This is a genomic window from Flavobacterium sp. FlaQc-49 (assembly GCF_044005985.1).
In the GTDB taxonomy this organism is placed as follows: Bacteria; Bacteroidota; Bacteroidia; order Flavobacteriales; family Flavobacteriaceae; genus Flavobacterium; species Flavobacterium cupriresistens.
Genome location: NZ_JBIPCS010000003.1, coordinates 719,127 through 733,438, shown reverse-complemented (window position 1 = coordinate 733,438; position 14,312 = coordinate 719,127). Strand labels below are relative to the sequence as shown.

Annotated in this window: 10 protein-coding genes and 1 rRNA gene; 9 read left to right on the top strand and 2 right to left on the bottom strand. The window is 36.0% G+C overall.

Annotated elements, in window-relative coordinates:
* A 16S ribosomal RNA gene (locus tag ACHRV3_RS09475) occupies positions 1-104 on the bottom strand; the annotation flags it as partial.
* 1,133 nt (positions 105-1,237) lie between these two features.
* Entirely contained in the window at positions 1,238-2,248 is a 1,011-nt protein-coding gene (locus tag ACHRV3_RS09470) for an LLM class flavin-dependent oxidoreductase (protein ID WP_395434064.1), read from the bottom strand.
* A gap of 186 nt (positions 2,249-2,434) precedes the next feature.
* Here ACHRV3_RS09470 and ACHRV3_RS09465 point away from each other — a divergent pair, with 186 nt between their 5' ends.
* From ACHRV3_RS09465 to kdpB, 9 genes are all read left to right on the top strand, one after another.
* The gene (locus ACHRV3_RS09465; RefSeq protein WP_395434063.1) at positions 2,435-2,950 is read left to right on the top strand and encodes a DUF2975 domain-containing protein; all 516 of its coding nucleotides are present in this window, start codon (positions 2,435-2,437) and stop codon (positions 2,948-2,950) included.
* Positions 2,951-2,952: 2 nt separating this feature from the next.
* Complete coding sequence (locus tag ACHRV3_RS09460; protein ID WP_047777845.1) at positions 2,953-3,159, top strand: helix-turn-helix transcriptional regulator; 207 nt, start codon at positions 2,953-2,955, stop codon at positions 3,157-3,159.
* Between the two features lie 111 nt (positions 3,160-3,270).
* A complete protein-coding gene (locus tag ACHRV3_RS09455; RefSeq protein ID WP_395434062.1) occupies positions 3,271-4,155 on the top strand; it encodes an ABC transporter ATP-binding protein in 885 nt (294 codons plus the stop codon).
* 4 nt (positions 4,156-4,159) lie between these two features.
* Positions 4,160-7,699, top strand: a complete 3,540-nt coding sequence (locus ACHRV3_RS09450; protein WP_395434061.1) for an ABC transporter permease/M1 family aminopeptidase — start codon at positions 4,160-4,162, stop codon at positions 7,697-7,699.
* Positions 7,700-7,829: 130 nt separating this feature from the next.
* Positions 7,830-9,170 (top strand): sigma-54 dependent transcriptional regulator, encoded by a 1,341-nt coding sequence (locus ACHRV3_RS09445; RefSeq protein ID WP_047777850.1) that lies wholly within the window; start codon positions 7,830-7,832, stop codon positions 9,168-9,170.
* A 237-nt stretch (positions 9,171-9,407) separates the two neighbouring features.
* Positions 9,408-9,689 carry a hypothetical protein gene (locus ACHRV3_RS09440; RefSeq protein ID WP_047777852.1) on the top strand — a complete coding sequence of 94 codons (282 nt, stop codon included), beginning with the start codon at positions 9,408-9,410 and terminating at the stop codon, positions 9,687-9,689.
* A gap of 207 nt (positions 9,690-9,896) precedes the next feature.
* On the top strand, positions 9,897-9,974 hold the full coding sequence (gene kdpF / locus ACHRV3_RS09435) for a K(+)-transporting ATPase subunit F (RefSeq protein WP_210666910.1): 78 nt from the start codon (positions 9,897-9,899) through the stop codon (positions 9,972-9,974).
* A gap of 96 nt (positions 9,975-10,070) precedes the next feature.
* The gene (gene kdpA / locus ACHRV3_RS09430; RefSeq protein WP_395434059.1) at positions 10,071-11,792 is read left to right on the top strand and encodes a potassium-transporting ATPase subunit KdpA; all 1,722 of its coding nucleotides are present in this window, start codon (positions 10,071-10,073) and stop codon (positions 11,790-11,792) included.
* Between the two features lie 204 nt (positions 11,793-11,996).
* Positions 11,997-14,054 carry a potassium-transporting ATPase subunit KdpB gene (gene kdpB, locus ACHRV3_RS09425; protein ID WP_395434058.1) on the top strand — a complete coding sequence of 686 codons (2,058 nt, stop codon included), beginning with the start codon at positions 11,997-11,999 and terminating at the stop codon, positions 14,052-14,054.
* Positions 14,055-14,312: the final 258 nt, after the last annotated feature.

The following is a 14,312-nucleotide window of genomic DNA, read 5'->3' as shown; positions in this document are numbered from 1 at the left end:
ACCCGTGCGCCGGTCTCAAGCTCCGAAGAACTCTACCCCTCGACTTGCATGTGTTAAGCCTGCCGCTAGCGTTCATCCTGAGCCAGGATCAAACTCTTCATCGTATATTTTTTATATTATATTGCGATGCGTTCTCTATCGGTTCTTTTCGAATCTCTCGATTCTATTACTCTTATTCTTTTGTTTTAACATCTCTGTTAAAACGGCTGTCAATTCAATATGTCTACGAACGTGTGTTTCTGTGTTTCGCTTGTTTCTCAAAGCGGCTGCAAAACTACATCTTTATTTTTAACTGGCAAGACTTTTTTGAAGTTTTTTTTAGAAACTTTTCGTTTCCAATTTTCTTCTTTTCTTAACCAATCTCTCAATGAACTTGCGTGTTTTGCGGGGTGCAAAGGTAAGCAGCGTTTTCAAATCTCACAAGCTTTTTTGAATCTTTTTTTTATTTTGTTTTCTCAAACTTTTCTAAAAAATCAATCCTCTTTTCTTGTCAGTCTATCAGGGAACGTCTGCGTCGTTGCGGGTGCAAAAGTAGTCCCTTTATTCGCATTCACAAGCTTTTTACTTTGCTTTTTTTGCCTTTTTTTGAATCTTTTTCTTAACTTACTGGTAATGGTGTTTTTACAAAATCAGGCTTTTTGTTGTTTTTAGGAAATTTCCTTCTTTTTTTAGTTTTGTCTTGTTGCTGTTCTTTTGGAAGGGCTGATTTTACTGGGGGTTTTAAAAAATAAACCCGACAGGTTTTGAAAACCTGTCGGGTTGAGGGTGTATTATTAAGGATATGATTGCTCCTATATACTATAGTATCTGATTTAGGGAACCTATAACTTCTTTTGTAGGCTGGATGCTTTTTAATATTGGGATCTTTAAACAACAAACTCGACAGGTTTTAAAAACCTGTCGGGTTGGGGGTGTATAATTAAGGATATGATTGCTCCTATATATTATAGTATCTGATTTAGGGAACCTATAACTTCTTTTGTACGCTGGGTGCTTTTTAATTTTAGAATCTTTAAACAACAAACCCGACAGGTTTTGAAAACCTGTCGGGTTGAGGGTGTATTATTAAGAATGTGATTGCTCCTAATATATTATAGTATCTGATTTAGGGAATCTATAACTTCTTTTGTAAGCTGGGTGCTTTTTAATTTTAGGATCTTTAAACAACAAACCCGACAGGTTTTAAAAACCTGTCGGGTTGAGGGCGTATAATTAAGGATCTAATTACACCTATATATTATAGTATCTGATTTAGGGAATCTATAACCTCTTTTACAAGTTGGATGCTTTTTAATTTAGCTTGGTGATTATATATAGGACTTGTCACCATAAGTTCATCAACTCTTGAATAGTCTATGAACTTTTTTAAATCAACTGCTAGTTGTTTTGGGCTTCCAGTAAATGTACAGGCGGTCATCTGATTGACGTGGAAACGTTCTTCCTCACTCATGATATCGTCTAAAGACGGAACTGGTGGCTGTAACCCTTTACGGTCGTTGCGAATCAGGTTTAAAAACATTTGATACAAACTGGTTGACAGTAATTCAGCTTCTTCATCGGTGTCGGCTGCAATGATATTTACACAGGCCATTGTTTTAGGCTTGTCCAAAACGGCAGAGGCTTGGAAATTCTCCCTATAGAATTCGAAAGCTTGTATCATTTGACGTGGTGCAAAATGCCCTGCAAACGCATATGGCAATCCATAGGCAGCGGCAAGGGCGGCACTTTCCATGCTTGAACCTAAAATCCATATGGGAACATTTGTACCTTCGGCTGGAAATGCTCTCACTTTTGCAGTGCTATTTTCTTTAGAAAAATAATCCTGAAGCTTGCTTACGTTCTGCGGAAATCGTTGCGCTTGTTCAAAAAAATCTTTTCGAATCGCTTCGGCAGTTGGCTGATCTGTTCCCGGCGCTCTTCCCAGACCTAAATCAATTCTGTCCGGATAAAGAGTTTCTAAAGTTCCGAACTGTTCGGCTACTATTAAAGGAGAATGATTCGGCAACATGATTCCGCCCGAACCGACACGGATATTCTTTGTCTGACTCGCTATATACCCTATTAAAACAACAGTTGCCGAACTGGCTACGTGAGCCATATTGTGGTGTTCAGCGAGCCAAAATCGTTTATACCCTAGACTATCAGCCAGTTGTGCGATGTCTTTTGTTTTTTGAAATGTTTCCGGAGCGTTACTATCCTGAGTAATTATAGCGAGTTCTAATATGGAGACTGAAATTGGGTTTTTCATGTAATAAATTGCTTTTTTACAAAATTACTTCATTTCTGCGAAGCCGTTTATTTTCTAATGTTAATAGAATTATAATCTTTTCACAAACAAACACAAAGCAACAACTAAATGATTTTTTGATAATTAATTATTGTTTTACGATAATTAATTATACATTTGCAATAACAAATCAAACTTTCAACTCTAATGAAAACCACACACCTAGTTTCAAAAACACTCTTTTATATTACCCGCTTTTTAGCTGTTCTTTATTTCTCATTAGCGACTTATTCTGCGTTGGCATTAACAACCGGATGGTTTCTAAACTTCAGAGAAGGTGGTAAATATTTTCAAATTTGTTATCCTTTTACGAATCATCCGCTTATGCTGGGTGACTATAACACACCTTATATCATTTTTGAATTTTTATCGCCATTGAGTCTTTATGGGCTTTTCTTTTTATTAATCAGTAATGTCTTTAAGGTGTTTTTTCAACCTAAATTATTCACTCAAAATGGCATTACACATTTAAGACAGTTTTACTTGGCAAATCTTTTCATTCCCGGTATTGTTATACTTCTGTCTTCTATTTTTGTATCATTGGATAATGAAGTTGCTATTTTTATCGTATTGCACTTTATGCTAGGCATTTTTGCCTATTTTTTAGCTGCCATTTTCAAACAGGGATTAAACCTTCAAAACGAACAAGACTTATTTATATAATCATGCCAATAATTGTAAACGTTGATGTTATGCTTGCCAAACGCAAGATGCAAAGTAAAGAGTTGGCTGAAAAATTAGGAATTACTCCAGCCAATTTATCTATTCTTAAAACCGGAAAGGCTAAAGGAATCAGATTTGACACTTTAGAATCTATTTGTAAAATATTAGAATGCCAACCTGGTGACATTTTAGAGTACATAAGCGAATAACATTTTTTTAATCTCCATTTAAAAAATCGACTCCCCGAAGTCGACAGGAATACTATTGCCTATTTCTTTCGAAATAAATTATTACAATCAATCATCTAAATCAATCAAAAAATGAACAGTTTATCAATCAAAAACCTCAACAAAACGTATGAGAACGGCACAGCAGCTCTAACGGATGTAACGCTGGAAATTAAAAACGGAATGTTTGGTTTATTAGGACCAAACGGAGCCGGAAAATCAACCTTAATGCGAACTATTGCCACTTTGCAAGAACCAAGCTCCGGTACGGTACTTTTTAATGGTATCGATATTCTTGAGGATCCCCTGTTTATAAGAGAAAATTTAGGGTATCTGCCGCAGGAATTTGGTGTTTATCCTAAAATCTCAGCCTATCGATTGCTGGATCATCTGGCTATTTTAAAAGGAATTGTTTCTAAAAAAGAACGACACGAACAGATTTTATATCTATTACAGCAAACCAATTTGTTGCAACATAAAGATCAAGCTGTTCACTCCTTCTCTGGTGGAATGCGCCAAAGGTTTGGCATAACACAGGCTTTACTTGGAGATCCGAAAATTATTATTGTTGATGAACCAACTGCTGGTCTGGATCCTGAGGAACGAAATCGCTTCAACAACTTGCTAAGCGAAATTGGCGAAAATATCATTGTGATTTTATCTACTCATATTGTGGAAGACGTTCGCGATTTATGCACCAAAATGGCTATTATCTCGAATGGAACTTTAATTCTGGAAGGAAATCCTGAAAAAGAAATTGACTCCTTGAAAGGCAAAATCTGGATGAAAGTCATCTCTAAAACTGAATTACAGGAATACAAAGATAATTTCAATATCATTTCTTCGAATTTAAATTCCGGAAAACTTCATATTCATGTTTTTTCAGAGCAACAGCCAAATAGCGGTTTCAATTTAATATCACCTGATTTGAGTGCTGTTTATTTCACTCTTTTATCTCAAAATCAACTTAAAAAATAACGTTATGCTATCCCAATTAATATCCTTCGAATGGCATACTTATACCCGAAGCCGAAGCTTTTATGCCACCTTTTTAATTTATTTGGTTTTGGGCTTTTTTACCGGTGCTTTTGCCAATTTCTCGTTCTCAGGTGCCTATAAAAACAGTCCTTTTGTTCTCACGTACGCCATTGGTCTATTTTCTTTAAGCGTTATATTTTCGATTACATTACAAGTTGCGCAACACTTTCTTAAAGAATATGAAACCAAATTCGATACGATCCTTTTTACAACTCCTGTATCCAAATTTGATTATCTGGGAAGTAAATTTATTGTTGCTTTTGGAGTTGCCGTTCTTTCGTTTGGAACTTTTGTCATCGGTATGTTAATCGGTCATCAAATGCCGTGGATATCAAAAGATCAAATTGGGCCTTTTTCAATTTTAAATTATAGTTGGCCGTATTTGGTTTTAGTGCTTCCTAACATTCTTTTGTGCCTTTCACTCCTAACTTCTTTGGCTTGGCTTACCCGTAACAAACTACTGGTTTATGTTGGTGGCTTTATGGTGTACATTTTATATATCGCAGGATCTTTGTTTTCTAACTCCCCAATTTTTGCCAATGCTTCACCCTCATCAGCCGCTGCCATGTCGTTTGCCGCAAAAATAGATCCTTTTGGTTTGGCTGCTTTTTTAGAACAAACGCGTTATTGGACAGCCATTCAAAAAAACAACAACCTGATCGATTTGTCGGGTAATCTGCTGTACAATCGAATCCTTTGGACTAGTTTTTCCATTCTATTGTCGTTTATTGCTTATCGCTTCTTTTCCTTTCGAAAAGCAAAAACTAAAAAAGTAAAACCAAATAGAATATTAAAAAACAAAACCCTTACTTTTTCATCTGAAACTCCAAAAAACATGGAGTATCGCACTTTAAAACATAATTTGCTGGTTCTTAAAAGTTATATCAAAATGGATGTTTCTTTGATTTTAAAGGGAATTCCATTTCTGCTAGTTGTACTTTTATTTTCGGGATTACTTTTAATTGAACTGTCAGACGAAATTGACGGCGGCATTCGCTTGGCGCAAAACATAACCAATACTGCTCTCATGGTCAGCACCATCATGGATCGACTGCCTTTCATTTTAATTCTGATTCTGCTTTTTTACAGTAACGAATTAGTAACCCGCGGCGAAACGGTACGCTTCGAAATACTTGAAAACACTACACCTTACCAGCAAACTATAGCTTTACTTTCTAAAATAATTTCACTTTTTACAATTCCGTTTATTCTTATCACCTGGAGTATTTTTATAGGTTGTGGCTTTCAAATCATTCATGCCAATGCGCCAATAGAGTTTAGTCTTTATGCCTCTTTGTATTATTTTCTTGGCTTTCCTGTTTTATTGATTTCGGTCTTAGTTCTTTTTATTCAGACTGTTATTTCAAATAAATATTTAGGGCTTTCGATTGCGATAATTGTAACGCTATTAATTAGTTCGGGAATTGGTGAGCAATTAGGAATTTCACACCCTCTATTTAGATTTGGAGATGCTTTTAAAAGAGAGTACTTTGACCTGAACGGTTTCGGAACATATACCATTCCGTTTCATGTTTCGATGGTTTACAATCTTGGATTAGCCCTCATTATGATTGTGGTAACTGGCATTTTATGGAAACGAAATTCTACCCTCCTAAAATCATTTCAAAGACATTCCTTTACTCGTATTCAAAAAGGTATCCTTTCTTTAGGAATTTTACTTTTTACGGGCTTTGGAACTTATCTTTTTTATAAAACCAATGTCGAATATCCTTATCTTACAGCGGACGATCAAAACAATTGGAGTGAACGATATGAATTAAACTTAAAAAAGTTCTCGCATCAGCCACAACCGACCATTTTTTCCGTAAAAAGCGCTGTAGCCTTATTTCCGGAAGAGAACAGATACGAGGTAAACGGTACGTATCAGTTAATCAATAATTCAAAACAACCGATTGACAGTTTGCTGCTTTATTTAGATCGGAATTCAAAATTGAAATCTGTTACAATTCCAAACGCTAAACCAATTGGAGAGATCTCTGAATTCAATCATTATTGGTATCTTTTAAAGAAACCGCTACAATCGGGGCAGAAAATGACTATTTCTTTTTCATTTGAATCTTCATGGTCACCGTTTAAAGGTCATACTTCTTTTAATTCGATAATCGAAAATGGCTCTTTTATGAGGATCAGTCGTTATTATCCTGTTTTTGGATATCAGGATTCTAATGAAATCAGCAGCAAAAAGGAACGTGTAAAAAGACACTTAAAGCCTCAGACTCCACTTAAAAAATTAGAAGATAAATCGAAAATCGATTCTGATTTTATTGATTATGAAACAACTGTTTCTACTTCAAAAGACCAAACAGCCATAGGTGTTGGTGATTTGATTGCAAAGTGGAAAAAAGACGATCGCAATTATTTTCACTATAAATCAAATGGAAAAATTCCGTTTCGATTTGCTTTTTCGTCAGCAGAGTATCAAATTCAAAAAGTAAATTATAAAGGAATTTTGATTGAAGTTTATTACGAGAAAAGGCATTCCCGAAATATAGTCAAACTCATTAAAGATGTAAAAAACACGTTGGATTACTGCCAGAAAAACTTTGGAAAATATCCTTATAAAACGATCCGATATGCCGAAGTCTCTGCTTTTGCCAATGGTTTTGCTGCAACCTCCTATCCTTCAACGGTATTTATGAAAGAGAATTTTGGTTTTTACAGTGATCTTTCGCAGCATGACAAAGAAGACGTTATCAATCAATTGACGGCTCATGAATTGTCGCATGAATGGTGGGGAAATGCCCAGATTAGTCCTGAGCAAAAAGAAGGCAGCTGGATTTTGACCGAAACCTTGGCGCAATACACCGAATTAATGCTTTACGAAAAAGAACATGGTTTAGAAAAAGCTTTAGAAACACTGAAAATTCATTTGGATTTGTATTTGAGCAGTCGAAGTTATGAACCTGAAACGCCACTTTACAAAACCAATTACGAAACGCCCCATTTGCCTTACGACAAAGGAATGTTGGTTATGCATCAGTTGAGATTGTTAATTGGTGAGAAAAAAGTAAATCTGGCATTGAAGAATTTCTTAACTCACTACCGCTACCCCAATCAGATTCCGGATTCTGAAAATCTATTGGATGAAATTTATGCTGTAACTGATCCAAAACTTCATCCGAAATTAGACGAAATGTTCAAACAAATCATCACTTATTCTTCGAATATTACAAGTGTTGAAAGTCAGAAAAAGGATGGTTATTATGAAGTTGCTTTCCATGCAAATTCAAAGAAATATGCTGAAAATGCAACCGGAAAACAAACCTTACTTTCAAATGATGCTCTGATGGACGTTGGTATTTATGATGAAAACGGAAAACTATTCTGTTATCCTTTTTTGATACAAAACAATGTGATCAAAGGCAAAATCAAACTTAAAAGCAAACCTCAACTTCTTGTTATTGACCCTTATCTGAAAAACATCGACACTTTTATAAAGGACAATCAAAAGGAAATCAATTAAGCTAAAAGCACTCTGAGTCTATTTTCAGCGTGCTTTTTTTGCGAAATTGTAAGAGGAATCCAAAAGTCAAATGATTTAAAACCTAAATTTGTATTTCGAAATTATCGATTCGATTTAGCACTACTCTCAAATGACACATAAAATTTTAATCATAGACGACGAAGAAAAACTTAGAAGTCTGCTTGCTCGCATTGTAAAATCAGAAGGATTTGAAGTTCTCGAAGCTAAAGATTTGAAATCGGGATTTAAAAAACTGGAACAAACCGATATTGATGTCGTTTTATGTGATGTAAAATTACCCGATGGCAATGGGGTTGACTTTCTTCAGAACATAAAAGGAAGCTTCCCGCTTACTGAAGTTATTTTGTTGACGGCATTCGGAAACATTGCAGACGGCGTTCAGGCCATGAAAAATGGTGCTTTTGATTACATCGTTAAAGGTGACGACAACGACAAAATTATTCCACTGCTCTACAAAGCGGTCGAAAAAGTCCATTTACAGAAAAAGGTGCAACAACTTGAGAAACGTATTGGCGATAAATATTCTTTTGCTACTATTATAGGAAAATCAAAAGGCATCGAACAGGTTATTGATCTGGCTAAAAAAGTTGCCAAAACAGATTCGACAGTTTTGCTTACCGGTGAAACGGGAACTGGAAAAGAGGTTTTTGCTCAGGCGATTCACGAAAATAGTACCCGTGCAGGAAAATCTTTTGTGGCGCTAAATTGCAGTACTTTTAGTAAGGAAATTTTAGAAAGCGAACTTTTTGGTCATAAACAGGGAGCTTTTACCGGAGCTTTAAAAGATAAAAAAGGTTTTATTGAAGAAGCCAATGGCGGTACTTTGTTTTTAGATGAGATTGGTGAAATGCCCATTGAATTGCAGGCTAAGTTATTGCGCGTTTTAGAAACCAGCGAATACATTCCGGTTGGTGATACGACTTCAAAAAAATCAAATTTCAGGTTAATTGCAGCGACAAACCGCGATTTGAAAACCGAAAGCGATGCACATCGTTTTCGTTCTGATTTGTATTTCAGATTGAATATCTTCGAAATTAAGCTTCCTCCTTTACGAGAAAGAGTCAAAGATATTGCAGCACTTACGCTTTCATTTGTCAAACAATTTTCTGAAAAGACAAACAAGAAAACTTTAGCAATTTCAGATGATTTTCTTCAGAAATTAGAAAGTTATTCCTGGCCCGGAAACATTCGGGAACTCAAAAATATTATTGAACGTTCTGTTATTTTAAGCGATACCCTTTTAACTGCTGATGTCCTGCCTTATGAAATGCAGCATCAACCTGAAAAAGCTTCTAAAACCATGTCGGCTTTCTCCATGCAGAGTATCGAAAAACTACACATTCAGAAAGTTTTAAATTATACCAAAGGCAACAAAGCAGAAACTGCCCGTTTACTCGAAATCGGAATCGCTACTTTGTACCGAAAATTAGAAGAATACGGGATTCAGTAACAATGTAAATTTGTGAGATGTGAGACTCGGAATTTTGACTTTTTACAAATTACATTTCACTTTCAACTTTCAAATTACCTTATCATTTCAATAAAAGCTTATCATTTTGATAGGCTTTTTTTATGCCTGATTTCTGGCACAGAACCTCAACGCTTTTATTGACAAGCTTTTAGCACCTCTGTTACTTTTTCGGAACAGCTTTTGGCATAAGAGGAGAGAACATTAAAATTCTTTCTAATGAAAAATCAAGTCAATTCTATTTACAAACAAGCCGAGCGTTTTGCTGAGATTACCAAAAAGGCTATTATCTCCGGTAATATTGTCCGTGCAAAAAAATGCTTAGCCCTTGCCGAGCGCCTGTTTGTTTCCGGAAGTATCGAAACTAAAAACGCCATTTCAAATGTGTATGTTTTCTCTGTTTCTTCTTTTATGGAAGTGCGTCACTGCAATATTTCACATCTTTTTCCTCAAACCCTTAAAGCGGAATATGTCAAACAAATTAATACCTCGGGAGTGTAAAAAGCTGTTTGTGGAGTCTGTGAAATGTGATCTGTAAAACGGTTTACGTCCCAAATTCATTTTACAAATCAAATTTCACATTTCGCAAATCACAAATCACAATTAAATCAATATGATATGTTACTAACTATTCTTTTACTCGCATTGGCCGTTTTGCTCTTTGCCATTTGTTTTAAATCAGTCGAATTCTTCGAAAAAATCTAAATCATGATCGCACTATTTATTGTCTCCATCGCCGTTTTCGCCTATTTGGTTTACGTCTTAATCAAACCCGAAAAATTTTAATAAAGTAAAATGTGAAATCAGGGTTGTGAAATGTGATCTGCAGACAAAAAACAGTTCTCTTTTTACAGACAACCTTCCACATAAAAAATAAAAATTATGAATACAGAATTAGTTGGCATCATCAGTATTTTTATCGTTACGGTAGTTTTAGCAATTCCGATCGGAAGATATATTGCTAAAGTATATTCAAACGGTAAAACATTCCTTGATCCTATTTTCAATCCAATTGAAAAATTTATTTTTAAAATTAGTGGCATCAATTCCACTGAAGAAATGAACTGGAAACAACATCTCAAAGCACTTTTGAGTGTAAACATGGTTTGGTTCTTTCTTTGCTTTTTTATCTTATTGTTTCAGGGCTCTTTGTTTTTAAATCCCGACAATAATCCGTCGATGTCACCCGATTTAGCTTTTAATACCGCTATTTCATTTGTTGTCAATTGCAATTTACAACATTATTCAGGCGAAACCGGGGTTTCTTATTTGTCTCAAATGTTCCTAATGTTTTTGCAATTTGTTTCTGCCGGTGTCGGAATGGCTGCCGCAGCAATGATTTTTAATGCCATGAAAGAAAGAGCTACCGATAAACTGGGGAATTTCTATAACTATTTCATCAAAAGCTGTACACGTGTTTTATTACCCCTTTCTGCAGTCGTAGCTGTAGCGTTATTGTTTAGCGGTACACCAATGACTTTTGAAGGAAAAGATACTATTACTACTTTACAAGGTGATCAGGTTGAAGTTTCCCGTGGACCGGCTGCTGCTTTTATTGCCATTAAACATATTGGTACAAACGGTGGGGGTTTCTTTGGAACCAACTCGGCACACCCGTTAGAGAATCCTACTTATTTTTCAAATGCTGTAGAATTATGGGCGCAATTAATTATTCCGTTTTCTATGATTTTTGCTTTAGGTTTTTATCTAAAGAAAAGAAAATTTGCCTTGGTTGTTTTTGGTGTAATGACCGTTGGTTTTTTACTACTGGTAATTCCAACTGTTATAAGTGAAATCAATGGAAATCCGGCCATCGAAAAAATGGGGATTGCTCAGACAACCGGAGCAATGGAGGGCAAAGAAGTTCGGTTCGGCCCTGCCATTTCAGGATTTTGGAGTATTGCAACTACTGTAATTTCCACCGGTTCTGTAAACAGTATGCACGATAGTTCAATGCCGGTTTCCGGTGCGATGGAATTGCTTGCTATGATGGTAAATGCCTTTTATGGTGGTTGTGGTGTGGGGATCTTAAACTTTTATATTTTCATTATACTGGCAGTATTTATTTCCGGATTAATGGTTGGGCGAACACCCGAATTTTTAGGAAAGAAAATTGAGGCTCGTGAAGTTAAAATCGCTGCTTTTATTGCTATTCTTCATCCTTTATTGATTTTATCAGGAACTGCTTTAGCTTCTTATTTTGCGGCAAATGATACGGCAATGGGATTCTGGTTCGACGGAAATGCTACAGGCTGGTTGAACAACCCTGGACATCATGGATTTTCAGAAATGTTATATGAATATACTTCCAGTGCAGCCAACAACGGTTCGGGTTTTGAAGGACTGGGTGATAACAATCCGTTTTGGAATATTACAACGGGAATTGTTTTGTTGTTAAGTCGTTTCATTCCAATTGTAGGTCCATTGGCAATAGCAGGATTATTAGCCAATAAAAAATACATCCCGGAAAGTGCCGGAACCTTAAAAACAGATACTACCATTTTTGGCGTAATGGTGTTTGCTGTAATTGCGATTATTGCCGCTTTATCTTTCTTTCCAGCGTTGGCACTTGGTCCTTTAGCGGAATATTTCACCTTAAAATAACAACTCGTTTTTCAATGCTGAACCCTGTATTTTAACACATAGAAACATAGATTAATACCATAAAACAGAGTATTAAAGAAAATTCTTTTTTTCACATAGCGATATGCTGTTATATAAATTGAAACATCTTAATCTCAAAATAAAGAATCTATGTGTCTATGTGTTAAAAAAAAAATGTTTAGCCAAACAAAATAATATACTAAAATGACAACTAATAAATCCAATTCATTGTTTGAAAGTAAGCAGGTAAAAGATGCTTTAATACAGTCTTTTGTGAAGCTTAACCCGAAAACAATGTTCAAAAATCCGGTAATGTTTACCGTAGAAATAGGGACTGCGATCATGTTTGTTGTTTGTGCAGCCATCTTATTTGGCGCTCAGGATCAAGGCAGTTTTATCTATAATTTTATAGTGTTTTTGATTTTACTCGCTACGCTTTTGTTTGCCAATTTTGCGGAAGCTATTGCCGAAGCCAGAGGAAAAGCACAAGCTGATAGTTTAAGAAAAACACGTGAAGAAACACCTGCAAGACAACTTTTGCCAAATGGCGAAATCAAAAACATCAGTTCTTCTGAATTAAAAAAAGGCGATGTTTTCATTTGTGAGTCAGGCGATTTAATTGCTACTGATGGTGAAATCATCGAAGGTCTGGCCACAATCGACGAAAGTGCTATCACGGGAGAAAGTGCTCCTGTAATCCGGGAAGCCGGTGGTGATAAATCATCTGTAACCGGAGGAACAAAAGTATTATCCGATAAGATAAAAGTAATCGTAACATCAGAACCGGGAGAGAGTTTCCTTGATAAAATGATTGCTTTGGTCGAAGGAGCAAGCCGTCAGAAAACACCAAACGAAATTGCCTTAACCATTTTATTGGCTGCCTTTACTTTAATCTTTGTGATTGTTTGCGTTACGCTAAAACCATTTGCTGATTATGCTAATGCTCCTATAACAATTGCTGCGTTTATTGCCTTGTTTGTATGTCTGATTCCAACAACCATCGGCGGATTACTTTCCGCAATTGGAATTGCAGGAATGGACAGAGCTTTGCGTGCCAACGTCATTACAAAATCAGGAAAAGCGGTAGAAACTGCCGGAGATATCGATGTTTTACTTTTGGATAAAACCGGAACGATTACGATTGGAAACCGAAAAGCAACTAATTTTTATCCTGCAAAAGGCATTATCGCAGAAGATTTTATTAAGTCGGCTGTATTGAGTTCACTTGCAGATGACACTCCCGAAGGAAAAAGTATTATTGAACTTAGCAAAACGCTGGATGTAAACGGCAAAATACAATCGGAGATTTCACTTCTTACAGATAACATTTCACAAACTATCAAATTTACTGCCGAAACCAGAACCTCAGGAGTAATCTTAAAAGACGGTACTAATATTAGAAAAGGCGCTCAGGATGCTGCTAAAAATATTGCACTTCAAGCAGGTCACAATTTCCCGGAAGATATTGACCAAAGAGTAATTGCTATTTCTTCTAAAGGAGGAACTCCATTGGTAGTAATCAAGAACAGTCAGGTCCAAGGGGTTATCGAATTACAGGATATCATTAAAACAGGAATGAAAGAGCGTTTCGAACGTTTACGCAAAATGGGGGTAAAAACGGTAATGGTTACGGGAGATAATCCTCTAACAGCCAAATTTATTGCTGAAGCTGCCGGTGTAGATGATTTTATTGCTGAGGCGAAACCGGAGGATAAAATGAACTACATTAAAAACGAACAAAATCAAGGCAAACTTGTTGCCATGATGGGTGACGGTACCAATGATGCACCCGCACTTGCTCAGGCCAACGTAGGTGTGGCAATGAACAGCGGAACACAAGCAGCCAAAGAAGCAGGAAACATGGTCGATCTGGACAATGATCCAACTAAATTAATTGAGATCATCGAAATCGGAAAACAGTTATTAATGACCCGAGGGACGCTTACCACCTTCTCTATTGCCAATGACGTTGCTAAATATTTCGCTATTGTCCCTGCCCTTTTTATTACTGCGATTCCTGCTCTTGAAGGTTTGAATATTATGCGACTGCACAGTCCAGAAAGTGCCATTTTATCGGCGGTGATTTTTAATGCGGTTATTATTCCAATATTAATTCCGCTTGCTTTAAGGGGTGTTGATTACAAACCAATTGGTGCAAGTGCAATCCTAAAAAGAAACTTGTTGATTTATGGTTTAGGCGGTCTGATTGTCCCTTTTATCGGAATTAAATTAATTGATTTATTGGTAGCGCTGTTTATGTAACTGAAAAAAGGTACTAAGAGGCTAAGTTGCTAAGGTTCTAAGTTTTCCTATTAGAAGTCTAATAACTAAAAAAACTCAGAAACTTAGCGCCTTAAAATCTTAAAAAAAGAAAAAACTTATTCATATAAAAAGCTCTGAGCTATAAGTAGCAAGGCACTAAGAAAAAAAACTCAGAAACTTAGTCCCTCAGAAACTTAGAATCTTAAAAAAAGACTTATTCATATAAAAAAGCTCTGCGCTATAAGTAGCAAGGCACTA

Coding starts and splice junctions, on each gene's coding strand:
- kdpB (WP_395434058.1), top strand. CDS start 11,997: ATGACAACTAATAAATCCAATTCATTGTTTGAAAGTAAGCAGGTAAAA.
- ACHRV3_RS09460 (WP_047777845.1), top strand. CDS start 2,953: ATGCCAATAATTGTAAACGTTGATGTTATGCTTGCCAAACGCAAGATG.
- ACHRV3_RS09445 (WP_047777850.1), top strand. CDS start 7,830: ATGACACATAAAATTTTAATCATAGACGACGAAGAAAAACTTAGAAGT.
- kdpF (WP_210666910.1), top strand. CDS start 9,897: ATGATCGCACTATTTATTGTCTCCATCGCCGTTTTCGCCTATTTGGTT.
- ACHRV3_RS09455 (WP_395434062.1), top strand. CDS start 3,271: ATGAACAGTTTATCAATCAAAAACCTCAACAAAACGTATGAGAACGGC.
- ACHRV3_RS09440 (WP_047777852.1), top strand. CDS start 9,408: ATGAAAAATCAAGTCAATTCTATTTACAAACAAGCCGAGCGTTTTGCT.
- ACHRV3_RS09450 (WP_395434061.1), top strand. CDS start 4,160: ATGCTATCCCAATTAATATCCTTCGAATGGCATACTTATACCCGAAGC.
- kdpA (WP_395434059.1), top strand. CDS start 10,071: ATGAATACAGAATTAGTTGGCATCATCAGTATTTTTATCGTTACGGTA.
- ACHRV3_RS09465 (WP_395434063.1), top strand. CDS start 2,435: ATGAAAACCACACACCTAGTTTCAAAAACACTCTTTTATATTACCCGC.
- ACHRV3_RS09470 (WP_395434064.1), bottom strand. CDS start 2,248: ATGAAAAACCCAATTTCAGTCTCCATATTAGAACTCGCTATAATTACT.